Source organism: Streptomyces sp. NPDC005141 (assembly GCF_053599975.1).
Map to the genome: position 1 here is coordinate 50,983 of NZ_JBSFYW010000043.1, position 26,671 is coordinate 77,653.

The 26,671-nt window shown below is 69.1% G+C and carries 27 protein-coding genes and 1 pseudogene; 8 read left to right on the forward strand and 20 right to left on the reverse strand.

All coding sequences use genetic code 11. From position 1 onward, the window contains the following. Positions 1–33 precede the first annotated feature (33 nt). Complete coding sequence (locus tag ACWD68_RS28620; protein ID WP_451809338.1) at positions 34–468, forward strand: ankyrin repeat domain-containing protein; 435 nt, start codon at positions 34–36, stop codon at positions 466–468. A gap of 68 nt (positions 469–536) precedes the next feature. Here ACWD68_RS28620 and ACWD68_RS28625 read toward each other — a convergent pair whose 3' ends face one another. Genes ACWD68_RS28625 through ACWD68_RS28640 form a run of 4 tightly spaced genes read right to left on the reverse strand, consistent with a single transcriptional unit; the run spans position 537 to position 4,670 of the window. After that, positions 537–1,337: an MBL fold metallo-hydrolase gene (locus ACWD68_RS28625; RefSeq protein ID WP_451809339.1), complete on the reverse strand. Its 801-nt coding sequence runs from the start codon at positions 1,335–1,337 to the stop codon at positions 537–539. Next, positions 1,334–2,959, reverse strand: a complete 1,626-nt coding sequence (locus tag ACWD68_RS28630; RefSeq protein ID WP_451809340.1) for a zinc-binding dehydrogenase — start codon at positions 2,957–2,959, stop codon at positions 1,334–1,336. Before ACWD68_RS28630 ends, ACWD68_RS28625 begins: the two co-directional genes overlap by 4 nt. A 26-nt stretch (positions 2,960–2,985) precedes the next feature. Continuing rightward, positions 2,986–3,546 (reverse strand): ester cyclase, encoded by a 561-nt coding sequence (locus tag ACWD68_RS28635; RefSeq protein ID WP_451809341.1) that lies wholly within the window; start codon positions 3,544–3,546, stop codon positions 2,986–2,988. 11 nt (positions 3,547–3,557) lie between these two features. Further along, on the reverse strand, positions 3,558–4,670 hold the full coding sequence (locus ACWD68_RS28640; protein ID WP_451809342.1) for a hypothetical protein: 1,113 nt from the start codon (positions 4,668–4,670) through the stop codon (positions 3,558–3,560). 94 nt (positions 4,671–4,764) lie between these two features. Here ACWD68_RS28640 and ACWD68_RS28645 point away from each other — a divergent pair, with 94 nt between their 5' ends. Next, on the forward strand, positions 4,765–5,442 hold the full coding sequence (locus tag ACWD68_RS28645; RefSeq protein WP_451809343.1) for a TetR/AcrR family transcriptional regulator: 678 nt from the start codon (positions 4,765–4,767) through the stop codon (positions 5,440–5,442). Positions 5,443–5,578: 136 nt separating this feature from the next. Here ACWD68_RS28645 and ACWD68_RS28650 read toward each other — a convergent pair whose 3' ends face one another. The 6 genes from ACWD68_RS28650 to ACWD68_RS28675 form a co-directional block, all read right to left on the reverse strand. Beyond that, positions 5,579–6,220 carry a hypothetical protein gene (locus ACWD68_RS28650; protein ID WP_451809344.1) on the reverse strand — a complete coding sequence of 214 codons (642 nt, stop codon included), beginning with the start codon at positions 6,218–6,220 and terminating at the stop codon, positions 5,579–5,581. 217 nt (positions 6,221–6,437) lie between these two features. Continuing rightward, on the reverse strand, positions 6,438–7,298 hold the full coding sequence (locus ACWD68_RS28655; RefSeq protein WP_451809345.1) for a hypothetical protein: 861 nt from the start codon (positions 7,296–7,298) through the stop codon (positions 6,438–6,440). A gap of 76 nt (positions 7,299–7,374) precedes the next feature. Continuing rightward, entirely contained in the window at positions 7,375–7,806 is a 432-nt protein-coding gene (locus ACWD68_RS28660; protein WP_451809346.1) for a hypothetical protein, read from the reverse strand. A 218-nt stretch (positions 7,807–8,024) separates the two neighbouring features. Next, positions 8,025–9,029, reverse strand: coding sequence for a DUF5937 family protein (locus ACWD68_RS28665; protein ID WP_451809347.1), 1,005 nt, complete (start codon positions 9,027–9,029; stop codon positions 8,025–8,027). Positions 9,030–10,488: 1,459 nt separating this feature from the next. After that, positions 10,489–10,839 (reverse strand): hypothetical protein, encoded by a 351-nt coding sequence (locus ACWD68_RS28670; RefSeq protein WP_451809348.1) that lies wholly within the window; start codon positions 10,837–10,839, stop codon positions 10,489–10,491. A gap of 78 nt (positions 10,840–10,917) precedes the next feature. Next, entirely contained in the window at positions 10,918–11,592 is a 675-nt protein-coding gene (locus tag ACWD68_RS28675; RefSeq protein WP_451809349.1) for a hypothetical protein, read from the reverse strand. A gap of 592 nt (positions 11,593–12,184) precedes the next feature. On the opposite strand from ACWD68_RS28675, the gene ACWD68_RS28680 reads away from it, so the two are divergent. Further along, positions 12,185–12,544 carry a hypothetical protein gene (locus tag ACWD68_RS28680; RefSeq protein ID WP_451809350.1) on the forward strand — a complete coding sequence of 120 codons (360 nt, stop codon included), beginning with the start codon at positions 12,185–12,187 and terminating at the stop codon, positions 12,542–12,544. Between the two features lie 121 nt (positions 12,545–12,665). Here ACWD68_RS28680 and ACWD68_RS28685 read toward each other — a convergent pair. The 10 genes and pseudogenes from ACWD68_RS28685 to ACWD68_RS28730 all read right to left on the reverse strand — a co-directional run. Continuing rightward, a pseudogene (locus ACWD68_RS28685) lies at positions 12,666–12,803 on the reverse strand (SCO5918 family protein); the annotation flags it as partial. Next, complete coding sequence (locus ACWD68_RS28690; protein WP_451809351.1) at positions 12,761–13,990, reverse strand: hypothetical protein; 1,230 nt, start codon at positions 13,988–13,990, stop codon at positions 12,761–12,763. The pseudogene ACWD68_RS28685 and the gene ACWD68_RS28690, both read right to left, overlap by 43 nt. A 330-nt stretch (positions 13,991–14,320) precedes the next feature. After that, positions 14,321–16,603 (reverse strand): sensor histidine kinase, encoded by a 2,283-nt coding sequence (locus tag ACWD68_RS28695; RefSeq protein ID WP_451809352.1) that lies wholly within the window; start codon positions 16,601–16,603, stop codon positions 14,321–14,323. 513 nt (positions 16,604–17,116) lie between these two features. Beyond that, a complete protein-coding gene (gene dhaL / locus ACWD68_RS28700; protein ID WP_451809353.1) occupies positions 17,117–17,785 on the reverse strand; it encodes a dihydroxyacetone kinase subunit DhaL in 669 nt (222 codons plus the stop codon). 46 nt (positions 17,786–17,831) lie between these two features. Next, complete coding sequence (gene dhaK / locus ACWD68_RS28705; RefSeq protein WP_451809354.1) at positions 17,832–18,824, reverse strand: dihydroxyacetone kinase subunit DhaK; 993 nt, start codon at positions 18,822–18,824, stop codon at positions 17,832–17,834. Between the two features lie 171 nt (positions 18,825–18,995). Further along, complete coding sequence (locus tag ACWD68_RS28710; RefSeq protein WP_451809355.1) at positions 18,996–20,684, reverse strand: phosphoenolpyruvate--protein phosphotransferase; 1,689 nt, start codon at positions 20,682–20,684, stop codon at positions 18,996–18,998. Then, a complete protein-coding gene (gene dhaL, locus ACWD68_RS28715) occupies positions 20,681–21,322 on the reverse strand; it encodes a dihydroxyacetone kinase subunit DhaL (protein WP_451809356.1) in 642 nt (213 codons plus the stop codon). Before dhaL (ACWD68_RS28715) ends, ACWD68_RS28710 begins: the two co-directional genes overlap by 4 nt. 134 nt (positions 21,323–21,456) lie before the next feature. Further along, entirely contained in the window at positions 21,457–22,455 is a 999-nt protein-coding gene (gene dhaK, locus ACWD68_RS28720) for a dihydroxyacetone kinase subunit DhaK (protein WP_451809357.1), read from the reverse strand. Next, positions 22,452–23,228, reverse strand: a complete 777-nt coding sequence (locus tag ACWD68_RS28725; RefSeq protein ID WP_451809365.1) for an MIP/aquaporin family protein — start codon at positions 23,226–23,228, stop codon at positions 22,452–22,454. The genes dhaK (ACWD68_RS28720) and ACWD68_RS28725 overlap by 4 nt, the downstream gene beginning before the upstream one ends. Positions 23,229–23,573: 345 nt before the next feature. Further along, positions 23,574–24,350, reverse strand: coding sequence for an IclR family transcriptional regulator (locus tag ACWD68_RS28730; RefSeq protein WP_451809358.1), 777 nt, complete (start codon positions 24,348–24,350; stop codon positions 23,574–23,576). A 60-nt stretch (positions 24,351–24,410) separates the two neighbouring features. On the opposite strand from ACWD68_RS28730, the gene dhaM reads away from it, so the two are divergent. The 5 genes from dhaM (at position 24,411) to ACWD68_RS28755 (ending at position 26,671) form a co-directional block, all read left to right on the forward strand. Beyond that, positions 24,411–24,803 carry a dihydroxyacetone kinase phosphoryl donor subunit DhaM gene (dhaM, locus tag ACWD68_RS28735; RefSeq protein WP_451809359.1) on the forward strand — a complete coding sequence of 131 codons (393 nt, stop codon included), beginning with the start codon at positions 24,411–24,413 and terminating at the stop codon, positions 24,801–24,803. After that, positions 24,787–25,089: an HPr family phosphocarrier protein gene (locus ACWD68_RS28740; RefSeq protein WP_451809360.1), complete on the forward strand. Its 303-nt coding sequence runs from the start codon at positions 24,787–24,789 to the stop codon at positions 25,087–25,089. Before dhaM ends, ACWD68_RS28740 begins: the two co-directional genes overlap by 17 nt. A gap of 63 nt (positions 25,090–25,152) precedes the next feature. Further along, complete coding sequence (locus ACWD68_RS28745) at positions 25,153–25,503, forward strand: ATP-binding protein (RefSeq protein WP_451809361.1); 351 nt, start codon at positions 25,153–25,155, stop codon at positions 25,501–25,503. 26 nt (positions 25,504–25,529) lie between these two features. Then, positions 25,530–26,105 (forward strand): helix-turn-helix domain-containing protein, encoded by a 576-nt coding sequence (locus ACWD68_RS28750; protein WP_451809362.1) that lies wholly within the window; start codon positions 25,530–25,532, stop codon positions 26,103–26,105. Further along, on the forward strand, positions 26,102–26,671 hold the full coding sequence (locus tag ACWD68_RS28755) for a transposase (protein ID WP_451809363.1): 570 nt from the start codon (positions 26,102–26,104) through the stop codon (positions 26,669–26,671). Before ACWD68_RS28750 ends, ACWD68_RS28755 begins: the two co-directional genes overlap by 4 nt.

The following is a 26,671-nucleotide window of genomic DNA, read 5'->3' on the forward strand; positions in this document are numbered from 1 at the left end:
CCACCACGCGCCCAGTCGCTAACCTCGGCCCTCATGAACCAGCGGCAGCGAAAGAAGCTCTCCCAGCGCCTCCTCAACGCAATTCCGGTGGGTGACACCGCTGTCGTGAAGGCGGTACTGCAGGCCGGGGCCGACCCGGAGCAAGCCGACAGCGAAGGCACCACCCCTCTGTACGCCGCATCCGTGAACGGAGAAGCCGAGATCGCCCGCCTGCTTCTGGCGGCCGGCGCCTCCCCTGACACCGAGAGCAGCGGAATCGGTGCAGAGGGCACGCCGTTGTGCGCAGCCGCATGCTGGGGGCACACCGAGACAGTGCGCGAACTGTTGGCACACGGCGCCGATCCGAATGTGCAGGAAGATCACGGCACAGGCTGGTCCCCCTTGGACTGGGCGAACAACGGCCCCCACCCCGCAACGATCGCTCTCCTCACCACGGCGGGTGCCACCACCGGCGGGCGAACGGCATAGTAGCGGCGTTCGTCATCACGAATCCCGTTGGTTGGATGGATCTCAAGAGCCGCTGTCGCAACACGCCCCTAGGAACTGGTGTGGGCTTGGGCTGAGGCGAGGAGGCTCGGGTCGTGGGCGTTGACGAGCATCAGGTCGTGGTCACTGGCCTGCCATAGTTCGGCGAGCCGCTGGTGGTTGGCCTGCACCTTGCGCCAGTCGTGGGCGACGGCGCGTTCCATCGTGCGCAGCGACTTCGGCGCCTTCGCGGCGCCGTCGACCTGGCCGTGGTGGTAGAACGCGTCACCGGCGTGGAGCACCCAGTGGTCGCCGGCGTCGACGGCGATCGCCGCGTGCCCGCGGGTGTGTCCGGGAAGGCTGATCAGCACGATGCCGGGCGAGATCTCGGTGAGTTCGGTGGCGGCCGCGAACCCGCGCCATGACTCGCTCCTTTCGGGCGTATGGCGGACGAGTGTCGGACCGTGGGCGCGCTGGGCGGGTCTGTAGCGTCCCTTCTCGATCCGGGTGGCCGGGTGGAGCGCTGCTGTGGCTTCAGCGTTGGTGAGGTGGACGCGGGCCCACGGGAAGTCGGCCAGTCCCCCGACGTGATCGGCGTCGAAGTGGGTCAGCACGACGTCACGCACGTCCCTCGGGTCGAAGCCCAGAGACTCCACCTGCCGGACGGCCGCCTCGGCGTCGTTGAATGCGGGGCGCACGAAGTGCCGGGCCGGTCCGAACCGTTGGCCCGGTGCGGCCCGGTCCAGGAGACCGAGACCGGTGTCGCACAGCGCGAGTCCGGTGTCGGTCTCGATGAGCAGCACGTGGCAGACCAGCCCCTCGGGCGCGCCCCAGGGACGCATGGTCCCGCAGTTCAGATGGTGGACCTTCACCCGAATGCCTCCATCATCTCGGCCATGGCAGCGGGGTCGCCGCCGATGAGACTGGCGTCGATCTCCTGGATCGGGTTGGTCCCGTCCCAGTTGGCGGCGGCCAGTTTGATCAAGTCGAAGACGAACTTCTTGCTGCCCCCGGCATCGGAGATCTCGACGACCGTGCCGGGATGGTGCTCGGTCTGCAGGTAGGCGAACCGACCGTCGGCTCCGCCGATCCGGCCCTCCTGCCCGACGGTGAATCCGGCGGCGAGGGCGCGGTCGTAGAGGTCCTGGTAGTTCTCGCTCCAGTAGGCGATGTGCTGGACGCCTTCGTTGCCGGCGGCGAGGAAGTCGCGGTACATCGAGGGTGCGTCATTGGCCGGGGTGATGAGCTCGATCTGGATGTCGCCGCTGTTGGCGACGGCCACGTCCATGGTCATGTCGGAGGGCTCGCCCTGGTAGGTGAAGTTTCCGGGCTTGACGCCCTTGAGGTAGAACCAGGGGCCGATGCCGACCTTGGTGAAGTTCTCCATCGACGCCTGGATGTCGCGTACGACGTAGCCGATCTGCGCGATGCTCCCGAAGATGTTCGCGACCGTGCTGGGGGTGGGCGCCGGTTCGGTGTGGGCATCGGCGAAGGAGATGACGATCTTACCGGTGGCACCGTTGCCGCGAAGCTGCTCGGCAGCCTCCTTGGCTCGCGCCACCGGGTAGACGGTGTCGACGCGTGGGGCGATCTTTCCGCCTGCGACTGCGGGCAGGACTTCCTCGCCCAGTGCGGCAACGACCTCGGCGAGTTCGGCGCGGGTGCGGATGCTGAAAGTGGTGCCGATCAGCTTCTGGCGGCGGAAGGCGACGGTGTCCAGGTTGAGGGCGGTCGTGGGTCCGGCGAGCCGTCCGATGCTGATGACGGTGCCGCCGATCGCGGTGGCCGACGGGAGTACCGCGAACAGGTCTCCGCCGACGTGATCGAGGGTGACGTCGGCGCCCTGGCCGTCTGTGGCGGCGAGGACGGCTGCTGCAAGGTTCTCGGTGGCGGTGTTCACGGCGATGTCCGCGCCCGCGTCCAGCAGCGCGGTGCGTTTGGCGTCGCTGGTCGTTGTGGCGATGACCGTGCCGGCCCCGAGCGCCTTGGCGAGCTGGATGCCGATCAGTCCGATCGAACTGGTTCCGCCGACGATCAGGACGGACTTGCCCGCGGTGAACCTGCCCTGAGTGACCAGCGCGTCGTGCTCGGTGATGAGGCCGACGGGCAGGGCCGCGGCCTCCTCGAAACTGAGCTGGTCCGGGATCGGGACGACCAGGCGCGGATGGCACAGGGCGTAGTCGGCGAACGCGCCGACGGTGATGCCCATGACCCGGGTTCCTGCGGGCAGGTGCGGTGCCAGCAGACTCCCGGTCTCGACGACGCCGGCGACCTCCATGCCGGCGGTGAACGGACCCTCGCTTTGAGAATTGGCGGTGTAGGACCCTTCGAGGGCGTAGAGGTCGGCCCGGTTCAGGCCGGCGGCGTGGACCTGGATCCGGATGGCTCCCAGCTGTGAGGGCAGCTCGGTCTCTTCCAGGCTCCAGTCGGCTCCGTGGCCTCCGATGAGTGCGCGCATGGTGGCCAATGTCGTCGTTGTGGTCGTCGAGGTCATCGGAGATCTCCCTTGATCGGTGGTTGTCAACGGACGAAGTCGGGCGGCGTGGTCTCGAGCAGGCGCGGGTCGGGCGCGCCGCCGGACATCGCGAGGAGACCTTTGAGGATGCGACCGAGCTTGAGCAGGCCCCCCGGGCCGCGCTTGTCGATGCCGCCGATGAGCTGCTTGACGATGGTGAGTTGGTCGAAGTAGATCCGTTCGGTGACGAGGTTCTCGTGCTCGTCGAAGATGAAGTACGCCGTCATGCGGGTGCGGTGCTTCGATCCGGTCGGCGGTATCTTGCCGAGCGGCCCCTTGTGGGTGCCCAGCAGCCAGAACTCCACGATCACGGCGTCGACGCTGTGCCGGAACGCGATGATCTCGTGGTCCTGGTCGGGGAACGCCACGCGCGTGTCGTGGTAGTACTCGCGGACCTCTTCGTTGCCGTTGTGGACGGTCATCTGGGAGATCAGTTCGTAGTGCGGATGCGGGAACGTCGCCAGCGTGGCGTCCCAGTCTTGGCGGACCTCGTCGTGGAAGTGATCGAGCACGAGCTTCTCGCGGGCGCGCAGAACGTCTTCGGACGGCAGAACGAATCGCGACATAGTGTGCCTCCTCAAGCCGGCTGGATGCCGTGGGTGATGTGGCGGTGGCTGAATGTGGGGGTGGTGCCGGGGTTCGTCCAGGCACCGGTCAGCTCACTGGAGGGGAAGAACTGCACGAACCGGGAGTCGGCCTGGCTGCGGTCGGCCAATGTCTTCTCCAGGACGATCGAGTTGTACTGATCGGCGGTCGTCTCGACCGTGTTGGCGTTGAGCACCACCTCCTGCTGCCACTGCCGCGCCCACTTGGCGATGCCAGGCAGTCCAGAGTGCTCGGGGGCGAGGGCTTCGGCGGCGATGACGTTCTCGCTGCTGACCCAGATGCCGGTCGAGGTGTTGACGACGAGACTCTGATTGCCGAAGACGTGCCCCGGTGTCTTGATCACGGCCACGCCCGGGCCGAGGACGACCGAACCGCTGATCGGCAGGAATGCCTCGGGCGGGACGTCGCGGTAGGAGGCCGGCTGGTACCAGGGCTTCTGCAGCGGGTGCAGCTCCGCCATACCGGACAGCTCGTCGCGCTGGACGATGACCTTGGCTCTGGGAAACGCGGCCTGCGGGTGTGCGTCGAGGTCTTCCTGGTGGGCGGTCGTGCCGACCCAGCGGCGCAGGTCCTGGGTGTGCAGGTGATCGAACATCAGGTAGTCGACGTCGCCCGGCTGGATGCCGAGGCGCGCGAGGTGCCCGAGCACGGTGCCGTGCTCGCGGACCATCTGTCGCTGGAGGACGCCCGGCGTCTTCTGGGTGAGGTTGTCGAAGTACGGGGTGTAGCGGCCCAGTTCGACGTCACTCGGCTCGAAGAGCAGCACCCGCGGGCGCCCGTCGCTCTCGTGCCATCGGATCACCAGCATGCGGTTGGTGATCGACAGGAACGGGGCGATGGCACGCGATGCGCGAAACAGGCCGAACCGTGTGGGGTACGGCAACGTGACCAGATCGCACGTGACGATGCTGTCCGGCATGCCCGTCAGGGCGAACTCGCCACGAAACGCCCTGGCTTGGGCACGGGCCGTCCGCAGCCGGACGCCCGGCGGTTCGTCCGACCTCGACAGGTCGGACAAGGTGTCGACGCCGACCCCGATCGTCGGCAGGTCGGCCACGTCGACAGAACCCCACGGAAACTGCATCGCCGATCCCCTCTTTTACCCACGGCGTGGGTATTCATCGAGATCTCAATATACCCACGTTGTGGATTAATGCAATGGGGGGCATCATGAGGTCATGACCGCGACACGAGAGCCCCGACGGGGCCGTCCCCCCAAGGGGGCGCCGCAGCTGACCCGCGACGCGATCGTCACCGCCACCCTGAAGGTCATCGACCTCGACGGCATTGACGCGGTCTCCATGCGCGCTGTCGCCGGAATCCTCGGCGTCGACCCGAAGAGCCTCTACAACCACGTCGGAGGCAAGGACGGCCTTCTCGACGCGGTGGCCGAGCAGATCCTCGGGTCGATGCGCCTGCCCGAACTCACCGGCGACGTGCGCGGCGACCTGCTGGCCATCGCCCACGCGTTCCGCGACCGCGCTCTGGCCCACCCCCAGGCCGCACCGCTCGTACTCACCCGCCAACTCGCCTCGTTCGAGGGACTCGCCCCGGTCGACGCAGTCCTGACCGTGCTGCACAACGCAGGCTGCCCGCGACACGACGCCGTCCCGATACTGCGCAGCCTGGTCGCCACACTGATCGGCACTCTGCTCCGGGAGGTGCATGCGGGGCCTACCTACGGCATGACTGACGCTCCCGGCATCGCACAGCGCCAGGCCGCGCTGGAGCAGTCAGGTCTCCCGCGGCTCGCCGAAGCCGCTGCCGACCTTGCGCGCTTCGACAGCGACGCCGAGTTCGCGTTCACCCTCGACCTCACCCTCGACGCTGTCATGGCACGCCTCGCCACGTCGTAGCCCAACGCGGCGCATGCCACACCGAGGCAACCACCTTTGCCGACCCGCAGCAGAGGCCTGCCATCCCCCTGGCCGTACCCTCCCCTGACTGCTCAGAACGGGAGCCACAGTTCCGCAGGCGCCGACCGAGATCGAGCTACGGACACCCGGCTCTATGGGAAGGCGACCGCGCAGGTGTGGGACCGGCTGCATCCGCGCCTGACCCGCCGGGCCGCATGTGGGAAGTGAGGCCGGTAACAGGGTCGTGGGAGATCAGCGTCGGCATCCCCGGGTCATACCGGACGACCTCGCCGGTCAGCAGGGCCCGTCGTTGACTGGCCGTCGCGACCTCGACCAGGAACCGCAGCACGGCGGCCACCGCCGCCCCGTCGAGGACGTCCTCGGGCCAGACGGAAAACTCGATCTCCTCCTCGTCGCAGGGCAGGGCGAAGAACCACACGGCGCCGAAGCGGGCCCGGAAGGCGAAACTCGTCCCCTGGCCCTCCGGCTCGTCTGCCCAGACGCGGAAGAGGTCGGGGAAGGCCGGACGCACGGGATCGAGCCGGGGGTAGGGGTGCTCTACTTCGGTCTCGTCGGCTACTACACGCAGGCGATCGAGGACCGCGATCCACTCGACGCGGGTCACGTCGAGGACCCGAATGTCCCTCAGGCCGCCATCGAGATGGAAGACATCGCACATCCACGGCTCGGGCAGGCACCGCGCGCGGTTAACCTGCTCACCGGCGTGGACGTCCTCGTGCCTCAACGCGACCCGCCCCCTCGCGTTCGACTCTCCCATGGCACCAAGGTAAGTGGTCGGTACGGTACGGAAGGACCTGCCCGGCCGGTTCAGGGGTGGGTGATCCCCTATGCCGGATCCTGCGACATCACAGGATCCCCGACAGAGGCCGTAATTCCCCAGGTCACGGCGTTGAGCCGGGCCGCTGCTGGCCCGCATGCAGGGCTGCGCGCGGCCCGTCGGCTGCTCGGGTGCTCGGGTGCTCGGGTGCTCCGGGTCACGGTGCCGGGAAGGTGAGACGCACGCCGTAGCGTTTCCCGGCGCGGTGGAGGGCCGGGACGAGGGCGGCGCGCAGGTCACGGATTCCCTCGGCGTGGTCGGCAAGGAAGCGTTCCCGCAGGTGCCGGCGGGCCGGTTCGCGGATGGCCTCGACGGGGCGCATGCAGGTGGCGTAGGCGTGGCCGAGTTCGCTGTTCACGCGGGCGAGGTCGGTGGCAGGGGCGTTCATCAGGCGGCGGTCGGCGAGCGCGAAGAAGGCCTTCTGGTCAGCGGCGGCGTAGCCCTGTTCGGCGAGGCAGCCGGGCAGGTCGCGCAGGGCCCGGGTGGCTGCGGAGTCCCGCTTCGCCGCAGTGGCCAGCGCGCCGAACCACGCCATCTGCAGCGGCTGGTAGACCTTCGTCACCTGCTCGGCGGCGGCCGCCCCCGCCCTGCGGCAGCGGCGGATCTCGGCGGCGCTGCCGGACCGGGCCGGGGCGGGCTCTGCCGCGGCGGCGGGCACCTCGGCGCTGTGCCCGAACCCGTATCGCCCGAGGAAGTCGAGGTCGGGCAGGTCGCCGAACGGGATGAACGCCAGAGGGACTTCCTCGGTCAGGCCGAATCCGCTCTCCCGGGCACACTCGGCGGCGGCAGCCCGGGCCACCTGTTGTCCGAAGACGTTCAGTCCCTGGGTCCACCGGGTCTCGGCACCGGTCGCGGGCAGGGCCATGCGCGCCGGGTCGTCCGGCAGGGCGTGGGTCAGGCGCCCGGACGCCGGGGTGGGCTGCTGTTCGCCGGACGCACCGACGGCCGTGCTGCACGCGGCGGTGAGCAGCAAGGTGGCCGCGACGGCGGCGGTGCGCGCGAGGGTCTTGCGGGTCACGTCCGTCCTTCCTGGGACCGGCCCGGGTGCCGCCGGCCGCTGTGCACCGGCGGCACCCGGAAATTCGGGGTCGCGGTCAGTGGGTGATCGTGACGGTGTCGCCGCCGCCGTACCAGCTGGCTACGGTGAACGGTGTGTTGTCGCCGACGTCGGTGCACAGCCAGAAGTCGTCGTCGTTGATGCTGTGGTAGCCGTCCTCGGCGTAGACGTATCCTGCGGAGCAGGTGAACCAGGTGCCGTTGGAGCGGCGCAGGCGGCCCGCGTAGAAGTCGTAGATCGCGGACGTGCTGTTGTAGGAGTAGGTCAGGTTGAGGTCGCCGCAGGTGCTGCTGGCGGACTTGTTGCGGACCGTGCCGACCGAGTCGCGTGCGCCGGTGGTCAGCGACGAGCCGGTGCAGGCCTGCGGGGCGGCGGACGCGACGGGGGCGAGGGCCACACCGGTCGCGGCGGTGACGAGCGCGAGTGCTCCGGCGGCGACGGTCCGGTTGAAACCTGGCCTCTTCAGCATGTCTGTCTCCCCTGATTCGGTCGTGGTCGGGCTGTCGGCGTTCGCCGGCCCGTGTGGTGCCGCGGGAAACAGTCGCATCGCGGGTCCCGCCCGCACCACGACCTTCGAACACGGTCGAAAGTGCCGTGCCATGCGGTGGAATGCCCTATTCCAGTGGGGCTGTGATGACGGCTGGGGCCATTGAGGCAGCGGATACCGTGGGACCGTCGGCGAGGTGCTTACCGTTGACGGGACGTCGCCGTGCAGGCCCCTGGTGCGGGCCTGCGGAGCATCGTCGCCCCGAGGGGCGTGAGGACGTGCAGGACAGTGTTCTGCACGCGCCGGCTCGTGATCAGTCCGGCGTCGCGCAGCACCGTCGTGTGGTGCGTGGCCGTCGCGGGAGACACACCCAGCGTGCGGGCGAGCTCCGAGGTCGTCGCGCCGAGGGCGAGTGCGCGCAGCGCGATGGCTCGAGTTCTGCCCAGCAGAGCGCCCAGGGCGACGTCGGGGCGGGCGCGCTCGGGAAGGCGGGCGCCGTGGACGGGGTAGACCAGCACCGGCCGCATGGTGCTGTCGGCCAGGGACATCGGTAACTGCCAGCAGAAATGGGAGGGCACCAGGCGCAGTCCGCGTCCTTCGAGGCGCAGGTCGCGGTCCTCGACATAGTCGACGTGCAGCACCGGGGGGCGCCAGTGCATGGCGGGTGAGAGGCCGGCGAGCAGTCCGCCGACGCCGCTGTCGAGGGTCGCGCGGGCGAGCAGGCCGCGTTCGCCGGCGAGCGACTCGCACATGCGGTCATAGTGCGGTGCTACGACGGCGTCGTGGTAGGCCCGCAGGACCTGGACCAGTTCGTCCCGGCTGTCGCGTTCCGCCAGCCTGGGCGCCCAGTCGGGGGCGCCGCTGATCCGGGCCAGCAGGTCCATCTCGTGGGTGACGCGGGCGGGCGGGGTGTCCAGGATCGCCCTGAGCCCCGGCTCCAGTCCGTCCGCGGACTCCTGCGGCGTGAGGAAGTCGGGCAGGTAGGGGGCCCTGGGCAGTATCGGGGTAAGCATCCGGCGCACGGCGGCGCCGAGCCGGGTGCCGGCGAGCGTGGCGCGGGTGCTGCGGTGCCAGTCGGCGTAGGCCCAGCGGCCCTGCGAGGTCTGGAGCCGCTGGAGGCTGAAGGTGATCTCCCACAGCGGGTCGGGTGTGCTCGCCACCTGGATGCGGGTCAGGTCTTCGGACGTGAAGTGGATACGCAGCAAGAACGGTCCCCCGATTCGGCAGTCGTCCTGATCTAGCTGCCGGTCGGCTCTGGCTCCGCTTCCCCCGGGGCAGCAGGCGCAGGGAGGAGCCCGGTACCTGCGCCGTCACGGGGACTGCGCAGGTACCGGCTGCTTCTTCCGTCTGTCACTGCGGACACGTCACTGTCGCCCAGGCGAAGGCCGGAAGCCTGGGGCTGTGCGCGGCCCGCGCAGGGGGCACGAACCTCGAGGAACCCGATCTGTCGACCCGGCTCCTCGGCTTCCCCCTCCGTATCAGAACCCCACGGTATCCCCGGATCCCCCTCCGAGGAGTTCTGATGCCAAGTACGACCCGCCGGGCGGGGGAACGGTTGTACGAGAAGTGGAGACTTCTCCGCGGTGCCGACGTGCTCGGCGACTCCATTCGGCCACGCAGTTCGGCGCCACCTGCCCCATCGGTCGTCGCCGTTCGCGGGGTGGGGCAGGAGAGCAGATCGCCTGGGTTCGGCGAGCAGCCGGCGGTGGCACAGATCCGGGAGGTTCACGCCGCGGCGGAGACCGGCGCGGAAACTCGTGGAGCGCCTTCTCCCCTGCGGTACAACGGGCCACGGGGGAAGAAGGCGACGACACCCCGCCCCTGTCCCTTGAGGAGGATGATGCGGTACGGGCCACCGGTCGCGGTCTGGCAACAGGCGAGGGTCGGGTCCGTGGTCGGGCTCATGGTCGGGTCGGCCGCGAGTGCGCAGGGTGCCCTCACCGCATTGCGCGGCCTGTCTGAGCAGCGCGACGGCAGTGCGCACGTGCGGCGGTGCGCAGCTGCTGCGCACCGAGTGGACGCCCGTGCGCATTTAGCTCGGCCCCTTCGTTGCGCAACGGCTGTGGCAATCCGATCTGTGGCGCTCTCGGCCTGGTGACCGTCTCGTGCGTGGCGTTTGCCGCCCGGGGGTCTCGCCTGGGGCGGCGCCGGCCGTGGTGGGGTCTGTGGTCGGGCCGACCATGGGGCTCTTGTCTTCATCGTGGCTATGGTCGGGGTCGGGTGGTTGGTGGTGGGGTCGTCGGGGTCGGTGGGTTTGCCCTAGGTCATCAACAGTCGTTCTGAACAGGGAGTTTGAGCATTCCGCCTGAAAAGCTGGCATCCGATGGCCCAACCGCCGGCCCCGTGGCCGCGGGCGTTGCGCTGGAGAGGATGCGGCGTCGGGTACAGCTTTCCCGCCTCGCGGCCTGGACCGCCATCGCGGCCAGGCCGACCGCCTGTGCGTCGCCATCACCTCAGACCCGACCACACTGCAGGCCACACCCCAAGCCCGGCCCCGGCGCGCGTCGCTGCGCAGAGCACCGACCCCGCCGGAGACGCACAGCTGTTCCTGGCGCGTGGCTGCGCAGCAGCGCGGACGACGCCACGAGTGCACAGGCGCGGCTTGCGCACTCAATGGCGCCGGACGTCGAACCCGCAGCTGGGGACGCGGCGTCCGCTTCGCGGTCAACGCCGGAAATGGCGTTTGGAGCCGCCGAGGGTCCATAGTCCGGCGGCATCAAGATCTCCGTCCTGCGTCCGCCAGCTGCAGGACGTGCAGCCGGGCAAGGCCACCGACGAGGGGAACTTGAGCCGCCCCAGCAGGGCCGCCAGCGGGACTGTGGTGTCGGTGAGGCTCTGCCCGAGTGCGGCGTCGAACTGGGGCCCCGATCCGCCGGTGCGGCGCGCCATGAAGTGCGCCGGGATGGTGAGGAAGCGACCAGTCACGTGGCCCGGTGCGGTGACGGTGGCGCGGACGATGCCGTATTCGATCGGACCGCAGACGGTGCCCTGCTGTCGCGCCGCGACGGCCAGCACAAGGAAGCCCCCGAGCGCACCGGACGCTCGTCCGTCCGGGGCGCCCGGATAGGGCGGCGGACATAGCGGCGCACCAACCTACGGGTTGCAATCCTGAAGATCGACAATCCGCACGTGAGGGGCACTGAGTATCGAGCCGATCGTGGACACGAAGACCCCGCGGTCCTCGACTACGGCGGAGCCCAGCCGACTCAGCGTTCCCCTCGACTGACGTACCCACATGTGGCCTGTGGCGTCTCGAATTGTCAGCCCAGTTACGACGCGATGCCGCACATTGCCGTCGCCGTCCTTGTCGTACGGCCTGGCATCGAACTCGCTCATGGGGATTTCGATCCGCTTGCACGGCGGCAGCATTCCGATCCAGTCCTTCGTGACGCCATGTCCCGGGTCCTGTTCGAGGTACACGACGTTTGCCCAGCCGCCCGCCGCGTCGGGAGACCGGTTCGAGATCACGAGCGTGTTCTTCTCGGCCCAGACTGTGATACGCGAGGCCTGCAGTCGCGTCTCTTCGTCGCGCTGTTGGCTTGATTGGGCCAGCTGATCATCGGCAACCTGTGCCGACTTCCAGGTACCCCAGGCAGATATGGCCAGACTGGCGGCCGCGACGACGGCGGCCAGGACGGCCGTGTGCTTTCCGAGATCCGCGACTTGGTACCAACCACGTATTCCGGAGAAGGGACGCGTAATGAAGCCGAGCAGACCGGTCGAGCGGCGCCGGGGCGCACGACGGCGTAAGGGCGGACGCGGCGTCACGCTGCGCACCCGCAACCGCCGACGGGGATTTGCCAACCTTGTCTCCCTCTCGTCCCGCAGGTGTTAACGATGACGTCCTCAGCGACGCGACAGTTGCGCTCGGTCGCCTCGAACTCGGACAGAGATCCCCTGGGTCCACGAGGGCAAGTCCAGCTGCGGCACGTCGAGCCAGGACAGCGAGCGACTTCCCCGCCCTTCGCAGGCCAGCCAACAGTGCAGCTGCCGCGCGCGGCTCGCCCACTGCAGATCCTGTCCTTGCGGCAGACGAGCTGTTCGTTCACGATCTGCCCCTTCCAGATGCCTCTCTGCCCAGTTCACCAGCGTGCCTCCACCGCGTGGGAGTCGTGCAGGCGGCCGGGGCGACCATCACCATCAGCGGCACCCCGCGGATGCCGACCGCGAGATGGCGTTTGTGACCGCTGATCTTCTTGCGTGAACGGCGGCAGTGCCAGCTTCGGCTGACCCTGTTTGCTCGCCTCGTAACGCGCCACCCCGGTCACCCTCCGGCCTTCCGCGCCAGTCCATGAACGCCTTTCGCGCCCGCAGTCGCCACCGGTCAAGGGCCGGGTGAGCAGTAAATACAATCTTCCCCATGTCCAAGCCTGACGAGCTGCTCGTTGACGTCACCGCCCTGGTGGAGTCCGGGCAGAGCAACCAGATGTCCCTGACCGTGGTCGCCGGTGGTGCTGTCATCACCGGTCGGCTGGCTCCCGAAGCGGTGTGGAGGCAGAGGGTGTCGGATGTGCTGACGGATTCTGCCCAATTGGGTGAGTTCTCCGCCGTCTTCGACACCCCCGCGAAGAAGGAGGGACCGCCCACGCATCTGCACTTCCATGTCGCCCGGATCCTGCAGGGCACGGTCGGGATCCCGGAGACGGGCGGGATGTACCGCGTCGCGATCAGTGACGTCAGCGCCTGGACCATGGGCGACTTCAGCTATTTCGACCACTGAGCGACCACTGCGGGCGGCAAGAACCCCCTGCAGGCAGTGTGGGCCCGTCCGGCGCGCGCCCGACGGGCCCACACTGCTGTCCAGGTGCCGCTCGCGCTGTCTCCCCGCGGTCAGACGGACACGGAGTGCCGAGCATCGCGGATGCATGTTGGAGTGAGCTGAGGATGCGTACGGGTGCGGTCTTGGGAAGGGTGCGGCAGGTGAAGCCGAGCTACGTCATGGCCCGCAGGACTTCGCTGGCGCTGAAATCGCGGCGGTCGTGCCCGTCAGACCGAAGATCGTTACAAGAGGTATCGCGCGCAGGAACTCCGGCTTCGCCCCTTCGGAAGCGCGCGGTGTGAGGGCCCGACCCGCGCCCGGTCTCGGGCCCTCACCCATGTGACCGCGCCGCGTAGCGCTGGCCGTGGTCCAAAAGCCGGTCGATGGTGTGGCGGCCCGGCACACCGCCCCTGCCCGCTGCGGTCCGGGGCGCCCCCACCGCGAAGTCGGCAAGTCAGTGCCTACGACGCTGACCCATTCGACCCACACACGCCGCGGCACGGCTAGAGGGTCCAATCCCTCGCCCGGGATGGGACCCTCTCCCCGAGATCGGCGTCCCCCGAAGACCGGGGTGCTCAGCTGGTTGGACTGTTGAGTTCGGTTGGTCGGTTGCCCGATTGGTAATGCCGGTAGGCGAGCATGCGGTGGTCCTCTTGGTGTGGGCCGATCTCGCCGAAGCCTGGGGGAAGCTCGCCGACCGACGCATTCCCAGGCGTGCTTGGTGCGCGGATCGTCGCGGCGAGCTAGGGCGTAGATCTCCAGACGCAGGAGCTGGTTCTCCTCGTCCAGCAGGGCAACGAGCGCGTCCGTGACGGCGGCCGTCCGGTCGTCGGAGTTGCCGAGGGAGATGGCGGCACAGGCCCGGACGTCGGAGTCGGTGTCCCGGATGAGGGTCAGCAGGGCCTCGCGGAACTTTGAGGTGAGGCCGCTGCCGGCGATGGAGCATCGAACGTCGGGATCGCGCGACAGGGCGAGCAGGGTGATGGTGGCAGCTTCGGTGGGCGGCGTCTCTCGCGGGATCAGGCTGGATACCCGGCTGGGCACGCGAGGGTCAGGGTGATCGGCGTATCGCAGACCGATGGTCTCCTGTTCGGGGTGCTCCTGGTCGGCGTAGACCTCCAAGACCCTGGCGAGCACGATGCCGTCCGGTTCGTCCAGCACCCAGGCGGTGAGGAAGTCTGCGTCCTGGGCGACGTCCTGGCGGTCGTTGAACCACGTCATGGAGTTCCGGGACCACACGACGTCGGCGAGGAAGAGGCGGTGGACGGGGCCGGGGTGGTGCTGCAGAGCCTTCAGCTCGGACCAGACCTGCGGCCCTCGACGATCGCCAAGGACGAAGCGGGCCTCGGTCCAGTTGATGTGCAGACCGTCCGAGTACGGGACGGCGCGTGCCACCAGCTCCGCCACGGGCGGGAGGATGCCGAATCTCCACTCCAGCAACGTGAGGATGCCGCTGTGGCCGGCCCGGACCGTGAGCCCGCCGAGGGAGACCTCCTCGACCTCTGTGTGCTCTTCCGTGACAAGACGCCGGACGACCGGGCCCGAGGCTCCCGTGCGGCGGCGGAGTTCCTTCTCCTGGCCCGTCTCGAACTAGTGCCGGGCGAGGTCGAGCAGCCGCTTGCGGGCGTCCTCGGGGAGCCGCGGCTGTGGGTCGTTCTCGGTGGTGGGATCCCGACCCAGGCTCCTCCGGACTCCGTCCGGGGGATCCCCATGGCGCGGAGGGAGTCGCGATCGTGCCTACTCCTTCCTGACCGAGCGGGCGCCGTGACGGCGTGTCCGGTACACGCCTTTGGCCAGCGCGCTGTCGTTGAGTTGCTCGGGCGTGTCGTAGTTGCGCCAGCCAGTGAGGCGTCCTTCCGAGTTGTACCTGGCTTTCAGTCCGGGAGGATCCATGTGATCTCCGTGTTCCCGGACCACCTTCTGGGGCAGCGTGACCACTGCTGTGATGCCGCGGTGGGATGATCTGCGGAGCTGGACGCGGATGCCGTGGCGGCCGGAGAGCTGGCCGACGACGAACATACCCATGCGCCGCGCCACCGAGACGTCGACGACTGGCGGGTTCAGGAGCCTGTCGTTGGCCTCCTTAAGGTTCTTTGCGGTCATGCCGATGCCGCTGTCCTGGATTTCGACCTTTGCGCCGCCGCCGGACAGCAGCTGGCTCGTGACGAGCACCTCGGTGTCCGGCGAGGAGAACGTGGCCGCGTTCTCCAGCAGCTCCGCGATGACGTGAACGATGTCGTTCACTGCCCGGCCGTCGACGTCCGCGGTCACCAGTCCACGTAGCTGCACACGCTGGTACTGCTCGACCTCACTGGCGGCGGCCCGGAGGACATCCACGAGCCGGACTGGAGCGGTCCAGCGGCGGCCCGCCTCCTCGCCCGCGAGGACGAGTAGGTTCTCACCATTGCGGCGCATGCGGGTGGCCAGGTGGTCGAGCTTGAAGAGGCTGGCGAGCAGGTCGGGGTCCTGCTCGCCGTTCTCCAGATGGTCGATGAGCTCCAGTTGCCGTTCCACAAGGCTCTGGCTGCGCTGCGAGAGGTCGACGAACATCGCGTTGATGCGGACTCGCAGCTGAGCTTGCTCGAACGCCAGCCGTACGGAGTCGCGATGGACGTCGTCGAACGCGTGGGCGACACCGCCAATCTCGTCGGTCGAGTTGATGCCCGTGGGCTCGAACGTGATGGCCTCCAGTTGTGCGTCGCTGGAGCCCCGCAATATCCGGACCACTTCAGGCAGGCGGCGTTCTGTGATATCGAGCGCGGAGTCGCGCAGGGTGTGCAGCGGGCCAACAATCGACTGCACGACGACGTGCGTCACACCGAACGTGAGCAGGAGGATCAACAGCACGACGAGCGAGGTGATGAACACTGAGCGCTCGGCTTGGTGCAGCTCGCGCGAGCTCTCGACTTCGAGCGATCCGACGAGCCGCTTGTCGACCAGACGCATCAGCTCGAGCTTGCTCGTCATGGTTTCGAACCACTCGCCGGAGTCAAGGCGGAGGCGGCTGGTGCCATGCCGGGCGAGCACCTGCTTCTGGAGCATCTCGACCTTGTTGACGTCCCTTTCGGTGACGGTTCGCTCGTAGAACTGACGCTGGGCTGGCTGCGCACCGGACCGGAACTCGCCGATCAACGCCTGTTGCTGCCTGCTGGCGAGGGTCAGGCCCTGGGCCTCGCTCGAATCGAAGTGTCCCTGGGTCAGCACCCCGCCGAGCAGCGCGCGTTGCCGGGAGGCTGCCTCTGTAGCCTGTGCGAAGGTTCCGAGCGCACCGGCCCTCACAGCAAGGGTCTGGTGGGCGATGTCCGGCGTGAGAAGGTCAAGGGCGTCGGTGAGCTTGGCGATCAACTCCGTGTATGCGTTGACCACGGAAAGCAAGCGCATTTTCGAGCGGGCTACCGTGTCGCGCAGTGACACCACCTTCCCGCCAAAGGCGTCGAGCACCGCGAGCCGGGTGGCCAGGACGGGGTTCGTCCCGCGGCGGACATGGGCGACCTCGGTACGAACCCGGGCGAGCGCCGCGTCTACCTGGGAGCGCTGGGTGTCCAGCTGGCTCGTGTCGCCCGTACGCCCGCCCGCAACGTGGAGCGCGGTGAGGTCGCGTTCGTCCTCCAGTTCTTTCAACAGTCCCGTGCTCTTGTCGACGAGACGGACGAGCTGACGGACGTTGGTGATGTCCTGTGCGTTCTGCACGGCCGATGTGATCCGCAGGCCGCCGAGCACCAGTGCGGTGATGATCGGGATGAGCACCAAAGCCAGCAGCTGGGTGCGCACACTCCAGTTACTCGGTGCGAACGCCTTCTGGTTGCTGCCTGGGCGCGGCCGACACCCTCCACCTGCGGGCACGGGGCCCAGATCGGTATTGCCCTGCTCGGAAGTGCCGTTGTCGGTAGCGTTGCCTCTCGCCGGAGGTGTCTGCACCGGTTCCGTGTCGCGGCTGTCCACCACGGGTCGTGTGTGCACCTGCCCTCGCACCTTCTCCTCGCTGTTGGACGTGCGCGATTCAGGGGCTCGTGCGCGCATCGCGGACGCTCCTCTCATCGCGCGAGTGCGCTTGTCGTGACGTCGCTGAACGAGGTCCCCTCGTCCCTCCTTTGGCAGGTGCCTGGGGGAGCCGACTACGCGTCGGTCTCAGGGCCTTTCGGGATGGCAACCACTTCGCCGGCGGCGGTCGCTGCGCCGATCCGCTGGGCACTCGTGCCCGGCCGTCCGTCGTCTGTGCCCCTCGGCTGGTGGAGCCCGGCGTCACCGGCGAAGTGGCCGACGAGCTTGGCCGACTGACGGCGAGGCTGCGCTCGGCGTCTTGGGCCGGCCGGACAGGCAGGAGGGGTGGCTGTCCGCGACGGCCCAGCGGCCGACCGGCAAGATCCTGGCCGATCCGGAGCCGCTGCGGCACGCCCCCATCGCCGTGTACGAGCGGTGACCCGGCGGTCGGGGACCAAGGACCGCCGGGTCGCGGTCGCTCGACCCGCCTCGACGCCGCGAGGGCCGTGCCGGGGTCCACCCCCGTGCCGGCCCACCGGCCGGACACCACCCTCATGACGCCGCCCCTGCCCCTGGCCGCTCGCTCCCCCGCCCGCTTGCCGCGGTGACGGTCGCAAGGGCGGACAGAATGAGCACGGTTGACGCCGCGCCGGGGTCCTCGTGACCGATGGTGCGGGCGCCGAGATAGCTTGCGCGGCCCTTCCGGGCCTGCATGGCGACGGTCTGTTTCAGGCCCCACACGGCGGCGTCGAACGCCGCGCGGGTGGCGTTGCTCAGGTCGCCGCCGGCGTCGATGACGGCCTGGTAGGCGGTCACGGCCGGGCCGAGGGCGTCGATCATCGTCTTGTCGCCCTCGAGCGCCGCGCCGATCCGCTGGATGCCCGCGAGGGCAGCCGCCAAGGCCGCCCCAAGTTGTGCCGCAGACACGTCGGGTTCCTCGCCCAGGGTCCTTGCGGCCTGCCGGAAACCGGTGCCGTACAGCGGTCCCGAGGCGCCGCCGGTCTTGCTGATCAGTGCCCGGCCGACGGTGGCGAGCACCGCACCGGGGGTGGACGGGTTGATTTCGTCCAGCATTGCCACCGCCGCCTGCAGGCCACGGCGCATGTTGATGCCGTGGTCGGCGTCGCCGACAGCGGAGTCGAGGCGGGTCAGATGATCGGTGTTATCGACCACCAATCGGGCCGCCTCATGGATCCAGGCCCGGAACATGCTCGCGTCCATCGTCGTCCTTCTCCCTCGTGGGTTCCGTCGCGGTGTCCGAGGCTGTTCAGCGTCCCCAGCGCAGGGCAGGGGTCTCGACGGGGGCGTCCCACAGATGGGCGAGCTGCGGCGTGAGCCGGCACACCGTGATCGTGCAACCGGCCATCTCCAGGCTGGTGATGTAGTTGCCGACCAGGTTGCGGGTGATCCACACGCCATGGTCGGCGAGCCACTCGGCAACCGCGGCATACACCACGTACAGCTCAAGAAGCGGGGTGCCACCCAGGCCGTTGACCATCACGAGCACTTCGCCTGAGAGCGGCATGTCGGCGTGGATGGCGTCCAACGCGACACCGACGATCTCCTTGGCGGAGACGAGTCCGCCGCGGGCGCGACCGGGCTCGCCGTGGATGCCGACGCCCAGCTCGATCTCGTCCTCGCCCAGCTCGAAACCGGGCTTGCCCGAGGCGGGAACCGTGCACGCCGTGAGCGCCACCCCGAACGAACGGGACCGGTGGTTGACCTCCCGGCCCCAAGCCGCAGCCGAGGCCAGGTCCGCGCCAAGCTCGGCAGCCGCACCGACGATCTTCTCCACGAACACGGTCGCCCCGGTACCCCGTCGGCCCGCCGTCCACGTGCTGTTCTCCACGGCGACATCGTCGTTGACCACGATGCCCTCCACCCGCACGCCTTCGTCGGCGGCCAAGTCGGCGGCCATCTGGAAGTTCAACACGTCGCCGGTGTAGTTCTTCACGATGTGCAGCACCCCCGCCCCGCCGTCAACGGCCCGCGTAGCGGCGAGGATCTGGTCCGGCACGGGAGATGTGAACACTTCACCAGGACAGGCCGCATCCAGCATCCCGCACCCGACGAACCCGCTGTGCAGAGGCTCGTGTCCGGACCCGCCACCCGACACCAGACCGACCTTCCCAGCGGTCGGCCCGCCCGCGCGGATGATGTAGCGATCGAACGTGTTGACCGTCAGTGAGGGGTGCGCGGCGGCCACGCCGACGAGAGCATCGGCGAGCACCTCATCGGGCGAGTTGATGAGCTTCTTCACGATTCAGGCCCCTTCTCGACCGAATAAGAACATCAGCAGAAATCAATCAAAATGGTATGGATCAGTGGGATTTGTCAGGGCATCACCTTGCGTGTCACGCAAGTCCTTGGATGGGCCGGTCAGGTCGGACCTGCCCACGCTCGACTGATCGCGCCATGTGCGCGGCTCAGGTCAGGGCAGTGACGGCCGGCAACACTGCTCGACGAGCCGCCAGACCTCTTCGGGGCTTTCGCGCGTGAGGGCGACGGCCGCCAGGGAGGCGCAGGTATCACGGCGCAGGCGGCGGATGCGGGCGCGTACTTCGTCGAGGGCGGCTGGTGCCACGGAGAGGCTGTCGCAACCGAGGCCGATGAGGAGGGGCGTGACGAGGGGGTGTGCGGCGGCGTCGCCGCAGACGGAGACCTGACGGTGGTGGCGGTGTGCTGCCGTGACGACTTGGGCGATGGCGTTGAGGACGGCGGGGTGTGCCGCCAGGGCGGGGGTGGCGGTGGGGTCGCGCCGGTCCAGGCCCAGGATCTGGCAGGTGAGGTCGTTGCTGCCGATGGAGAGGAAGGCGGCTTCGCGGGCGAGGTCGTCGGCAGCAGCGACGGCTTCGGGGAGTTCCACCATGATGCCCAGGGGCGGGGGCGCGACACTGGCTTCGTCGGCTGCGGCCTGGAGAAGGCTTCGGCAGGCGCGCAGTTCGTCGATGCCGGCGACCATGGGGATCATGATGCGCAGGTCTGTGTCGGCTCCGGCGCTGAGCAGGCTGCGGAACTGATCGGCGAAAGCATCGGGTTGGGCGAGCATGAGGGGCAGGCCGCGGCCCAGCCGCTGGCCCTGGCGGGCTCTGGCGAGGAACGGCGGGAGTTTGTCGTCAGCAAAGTCGAGGGTGCGGGCGGTGACGGTCCGTCCGGAGAGTGCGCGCAGCACCGGGACGAGGGTGGCCGCGTGCTGGTTGCGGGTGGGCCAGGCGGGATGGTTGAGGAAGGGCAGCTCGGTGCGGAGCAGGCCGACGCCGTCGGCGTTGGCGGCCAGAGCCGCTCGGGCCTCGGAGGGGGTCGCCACGTTGGCCCGCAGCACCACGTGGTGGTGGTCCAGTGTCTGGGCGGGCAGGTGGCGCTCTTCGGCGAGGGCGAGGCGGCGGGTGCGGGCGGCGTCCATGGCGTGCAGGGCTCTGGTGCGTTCGTCGTCGTCGGGGTGGGCGACGGCGCTGGCCTGGTCGGTGTCGACGAGGATTTCCTGCCCGTCCGGCAGGTCGAGCAGGGCGGGGTCGACGGCCAGCAGGAGGGGGATGCCCTGAGAGCGGGCGACGATCGCGGCGTGGGAGTTGGGGCCGCCGGTGACGGAGATGGCGGCGGTCACTGTCTGGCCAGGTTCCAGCAGGTCCGCCGCGCCGATCTCGTGGGCGACCAAGACGAGGGGCTGCTCAGGTGCGAGGTTCGTGTCGCCGTGCAGGTGGGCCAGGACGCGGCGGCCGACCTGCCGTACGTCTGCCGCGCGTTCGGCGAGGGTAGGGTCGTCCAGGGTGGCGATGGTCCGGGCGTAGGTGTCGATGGCCTGCCGGACAGCTACGGGTACCGGCTGCCCCTGGCGCGCTCGCCTGATCGCCTGTTCGCGCAGGTCATGGTCCTGCGCGATGTAGCTGTTGACCTCCATGATGTCGGCCTCTTCGTCGTTGCCCCGTTCACGCAGCGAGGTGGACAGCTCGAGCAGGCGGGTGGCGACGGCGTCGAAGGCGTCGGTGATCTGCCGTGCGGCGTCGCCACTGGTGCGGTGGGGGAGCGCGGTTCTGCTGGGCGAGTGGTCGGTGCGGTGCAGGAATCCCAGGGCTATGCCAGGTGCGGCGGTATGACCGGCGTAGGTGTGGCGGTTGGTCATCGGGCCACCATCGTCTCGGCGAGTGCGCGGAAGATCAGGGCGGTGGAGGTGGCTCCCGGGTCCTGGTGGCCGATGCTGCGGGCGCCGAGGTAGGAGGCACGGCCCTTGCGTGCCTGCATCGGGGTGGTCGCGCGCATGCCCTCCTCGGCAGCGTCGGCGGCGGCCAGGGCCGCGGCCGCGAAGTCGGCTCCGGCGCCTGCGTGCTGCTGGAAGGCGGCCAGCGCGGGAGCGTAGGCGTCGATCATGGTCTTGTCGCCGGGTGCGGCCGCGCCGAGCTTCTGGACACTCTCCAGGCCGGCGGCGAGTGCGGTGGCGAACTGCTGCGCGTCGGTGGCGGGTGCGTCAAGGGCCTTGCCCATGGCGCGGAAGGCGCCGCCGTAGAGCGGGCCGGAGGCGCCCCCGACGCTCGAAATGAGGGTGGTGCCCGTCTTGACCAGCACGGCCCCGACGGTGTCCGGCTTGGAGTCGGCCAGGGCCGTGGTGACGGCGGAGAAGCCGCGTTTCATGTTGACGCCGTGGTCGGCGTCACCGATCGCCGAGTCGAGCTGGGTGAGGTGGTCCTTGTGCTTGTCGACAGCGGCGGCGATGGCCTGCACCCACGTGCGGGCGAGGTCGATGTCCACGGAATCTCCGTTCATGGTTGGTGCGTGGCGGGTTCACGGTTGGGCGAGCCGGGGGCGGGGGCGGATGCGGGAGGGGCGGTCAGGTGAGCTGGATCGGGAAGACTCCCGCCCGGCCCTCGCGTATGGCGCGGCCCCGCCCCCGGCTCGGTTCAGGCGCCCCAGCGCAGGGCTGGGGTGTTCACGGGTGCGTCCCACAGGGACAGCATGTCGGCATCGGCCTTGCACACGGTGATGGAAACACCAGCCATGTCCAGGCTGGTCACGTAGTTCCCGACGAGGTTGCGGGCGATGACGACGCCCTTGTCCGCCAGGGCGGCCGCGACGTCGTTGAAGACCACATACAATTCGATAAGCGGTGTGCCACCCAGGCCGTTGACCATGACGATGGTCTCGTCCCCCGCGATGAGCGGCTGGTCGGCGAGGATCGCATCCAGGGCGGTGGCCACGATCTCCTTGGCCGGACGGAGCTTTTCCCTCCTGCGTCCGGGTTCGCCATGGATGCCTACGCCGACTTCCATTTCGTCCTCGGGCAGGTCGAAGCCTGGCTTGCCCGAGGCGGGGGTGGTACAGGCGGTCAGCGCCACAGCGAAGGACCGGGAGGCGGCGTTGACCCGCTTACCCATCTGCGCCACCGCGGCGAGATCGGCGCCCTTCTCGGCGAGAGCGCCGGCGATCTTCTCGACGAAGACGGTGGCTCCGGTACCCCGGCGCCCGGCGGTCCAGGTGGAATCCTGGACGGCCACATCGTCGTCGACCAGCACCGTCTCCACCGTGATGCCTTCCTCGGTGGCCAGTTCGGCGGCCATCTGGAAGTTGAGGACGTCGCCGGTGTAGTTCTTCACGATGAACAGCACGCCGGAGCCGCCGTTGACGGCCTGGGCTGCGGCCAGCATCTGGCCCGGGACGGGCGAGGTGAACACCTCCCCGGGACAGGCGGCGTCCAGCATGCCGAGTCCCACGAAGCCGCCGTGCAGCGGCTCGTGCCCGGAACCGCCGCCGGAGATGAGAGCGACCTTGTCCGGTCCGGCGCCGCCGCGCCGGGTGATCACCTTGTTCTCCGCGTCGACCCTCAGATCCCGGTGGGCGGCGGCAATACCCGCCAGGGCCTCGTCGAGAACCGAGTCGGGAGCGTTGATGAGCTTCTTCATGACAGGGCTCCTTCGGCAGTGGCGGGCTCGGCCACCTGGTTTGCGGCTGCGGTTGTGGCAGCTGCTGTGCGGTGGGCGTTGAGGGCGGTGTAGAGGACGCCGGCGGCGAGGGCGCCGATCACCTCGGCGGCCAGGTAGACGGGCAGCTGATCCCAGTGGACCGTGCCGTTGAAGAGCTCGCCGGTGATCATCGGGCCGAGCGTCCTGGCCGGGTTGATGGACGCCGCGGTGGCGGGCGCCACAGGAATGATGATCGCGAACACGCCGAGGCCGATGGCCAGGCCCGCGAAGCCGCCGGCCGCACGCCGGTCGATGGCCCCGAAGACAACGAACGCGAGGATGAACGTGCCGATGGCTTCGGCCAAGAAGGCCTGGCCGGCGCCGACACCGGTGCCGTAGGCGGCGATACCGAGGCCGACATCGACCGCCTTCTTCCCCAGCACCCCGACGATCGCGAGCGCCCCCAGCACCGCACCGGCCACCTGGGCCGCGATGTAGCCGGGGACGTCCCGCCAGGGCATCTTCTTCGTGGCGGCCAGCGCCAGGGTGATGGCCGGGTTGATCTGGCAGCCCGAGATATGGCCGATCGCATAGACCATGGCGATGACAGCGGTGGCGAAGGCCAGCGAGATCATTCCCAGTTGCGCCATGGTGAAGGGGGCGTCGCCGCCGACGATGAGCGTTGCGGGGACCGAACCGACACCGATGAACACCAGCACCGCGGTGCCCAGCATCTCGGCCACAAGCTTCTGTGAGTAAGAGTTTTCTTCCATGATGGCGCCCAGCGCCGAGCGGCAGCTTGGGCGTCTCACCTCCTCCGCGCGGAGCGGGCTATGAAGGGAGGTGGCCGCCAGGTGGTCAGGGGTCGGGCACCTGGCGGCCGGCTCAGGGGAACCGGATAACCAGCGAAATCCGGCAAGACGTTCACTATGGATGAACGTTGTTCCGGAAGTTAGGCCCGTGTTTCAGGCCTGTCAAGAGGTTCGGCGACTCTTGGGCGGGCCTGCGGACACGGGAAAGGCCCCACGGCGGCGTGCCGTGGGGCCTGGGTACAGGTGCCGGGGAGCGGGAAGGCGGGCAACCGCTGCAGGGCTGCTCGTGGGTGCGCAGCGGGCGGATCAGGTGCTTGCGATGCGGGCGACCCCGCGGGGGGCACCCAGGTCGCGGGAGAGGTTGCGGGCGGTCTCCCGGACCGCGACGGCCAGCTCCTGGCGTGCCGATTCGGCCAGTAGGCGCTCGACAGCGCCGACAATGCCGATGGCGCCGACCACCTCGCCGGAACGGTCGAAGACAGGGGATGCGATGCCCGCGTCCCCGATGGCGGATTCCTGGTCCTCGATCGCGTACCCCGTCCTGAGAATCTCCTTCAGCTGGCCGGCCAGCTCCTCCCGGTCGGTGATGCTGGCGCCGGTGAGCACTGCCGGGTCGCCCAGGAGCAGCCGCTCGCGCTCGGACGCCGGGGCGAACGCCGCGATGGCCTTGCCCAGGGCGCAGGTGCTCCACGGGATGCTGGCTCCCACCTCGAGGATCTGCACGGCACCCTCCGGCCGGAAGGCGTGGTGCACCACCAAGACATGGTCGCCGGTGAGCACGGCCACCCACACCGCCTCGTTCGCCCGGGTGGCGAGCTGGTCCGCCCAGGTCAGTGAGCGGGTCCGCAGCTCCTGGGTGTCCAAGTAGGCGTTGCCCAGCTGTACCAGGTCCGGGCCGAGCTGGTACTTGGAGCTGTCCCGGTCCTGCACCACCAGCCCCTCGCGCTCCAGTGTGCGCAGCAGCGCATGGACGGTGGGCTTGGCCACGCCCAAGCGGTCGGCCAGCTCGGTCACACCCAGCCGGGGCCCAGTGGATGCGAGCTCCCGCAAGATCTGCACCGCCCGATGCACCGCTTGCACCATCGAAGAATTCTCCTCGTTCAGTATTGATGAACAATGTTCCGAGATATAGCGTGGTTGTTCATGAGCAACCTTGTCGGCATCGTACTCGTGTCCCACAGCGCCGAGCTCGCCGCAGGCCTTCGCCTGCTGGTGGAGCAGATCGGCTCCGACACAGTCCCCGTCGCCACCGCCGGAGGAACCGCCGACGGCCGGATCGGCACCAGCTACGACCTCGTCCTCGCCGCGATCCGGCACGCCGACCGCGGAGCCGGCGTCGTCGTGCTTCCCGATCTCGGCAGCTCCGTCCTCACCGCCCGCACCGTGCTGGAAGACCATCCCCGCACCGACGTCACCATCGTCGACGCGCCCTTCGTCGAAGGAGCCGTCGCAGCCGTCGTCACCGCCGCATCCGGCGCCGACATGAAGACCGTCGCCAACACCGCCAAGGAGGCCCGCAATGTCCCCAAGCTCTGACGCCACCGCCACGACCGCCACCACAACCACGGCGAGTCACGTAACCTCCATCATCCTGCCCGCCAACCTGCACGCCCGTCCAGCAGGCCAACTCGCCCGCGCCGCAGCCCGATTCACCAGTGCCATACAGCTGGAGCACAGCGGCCGGACAGTCAACCCGACCGGCGTTCTCGCCGTTATGGGGCTGGGCGCCACAGCCGGCAGCACCGTGACAGTCCGTGCCGAAGGCCCCGACGCAAAACAGGCCGTCAAGACATTGACCGACATCCTCGCCACCGCCGAATAACCCGGAGCCCGGCCAGCCGCCGATTCCGCCATGAGGATCCGAGACGAGTGGAGGTGGCCGAGGATGACCACCCCGGCCATGCCCACGTCCGACACCGACGTGGACCTACCCCCGCGGACGGAGCACATCTGCCCGCTGCCGCACATCCCCGAGAGCGTCTGCGCCGTGCGCCGCCGCGCACGCACGGTCCTGGCCCACTGGGCCCTGCCCACGGAGACAGCCGACGACGCCCTCCTGGTGATCTCTGAACTGATCACCAACGCGATCGCCCACGCACTGCCCCCAGCAGTGCTGCGGCTGTCGATGCCCATGGTCGGCGGCCGTCGCGGCCTCCGCATCGAGGTCACAGACGCTGGGCCCCTAGTGCTGGATTCCTCTTTAGCTGGGTATATGTCCTGGTGGCGGGGTAGTTGAGGGTGCTCGGGGGCGGGTGCTGGGCGATGGTTTTATGGGCACGGCCGGAGCGTGACGAGGACGAGCGGGCTGTCGTGCGCCGGTTGTCGCGGGCGCGGAAGGCTCCGCGGGATGTGGTGATGCGGGCCCGGATGATCGAGCTGAGCTGGTCGGGGCTGCGGGTGCCGGCGATCGCGGTGGAGCTGGACTGCAGCCAGAAAACGGTCCGCTGCTGGCTGCACCGCTTCAACCGATCAGGTCTGCAGGGACTCGATGATCTGGGTGGGCAGGGCCGCAAGCGGCGGATCACCGAGCAGGAGCGGTCCCGGGTCATTTCCCTGGTCAAGACCGTGCCGCCGGGGCGGCTGCGGTGGGAGCCCGTCGGGGAACTGTGGGCCTTCGACGAGTCCGGGCCGGCCGAGTGGACACTGGATTCTCTGGCCGCGCAGGCGCGGGCCGAGGGGATCGAGGTGGGCCGATCGCAGGTGCGCCGCATCCTGCTCGCCGAGGGCGTGCGCTGGCGCCGCACCCGGTCCTGGATGCGGTCGAAGGACCCGGACTTCGTCCCAAAAGGACACGGATCATCGGCCTCTACACCCAGCCGCCCGACGACGCGACGGTGATCTGCGCCGACGAACTGGGGCCGGTGATCCCCCGGACCTTCCCGCCCGCACCCGCCTGGTCACCCGACGGCCACCGGATCAAGGCGGAACTCGACTACAGCCGCGGACCCGAGAAAACCTGGATATACGGCGGCTTGCGTGTCCGGGACGGCCAGCAGATCACCATGGCCGCTTCCTCCCGCAACAGCGTCTTCTACCAGCAGTTCCTGCAACTGGTCGAGGACGCCAACCCCACCGGTGAGATCTGGATCGTCACCGACAACCTGTCCTCCCACAACAGCCTGTCCACCCGGACCTGGCTGGAGGACCACCCCCGGATCCGCCACGCGTTCATCCCGGTCGGCGCGTGCTGGCTCAACCTCCAGGAAGGCTGGTGGCGGATCTTCCGCAAGACCGCCCTGGCCGGGCGGTCCTTCGCCAACCCCGACGACATCACCCAGGCCACAGCCCTGGCCACCACACAGCTCAACTCCCGCGCCCGACCCTGGATCTGGGGCCGACCCGCCCCGCCCACCCGCCAACTACGACGCCGATATGTGTACATCCAAAGAGGAATCCAGCACTAG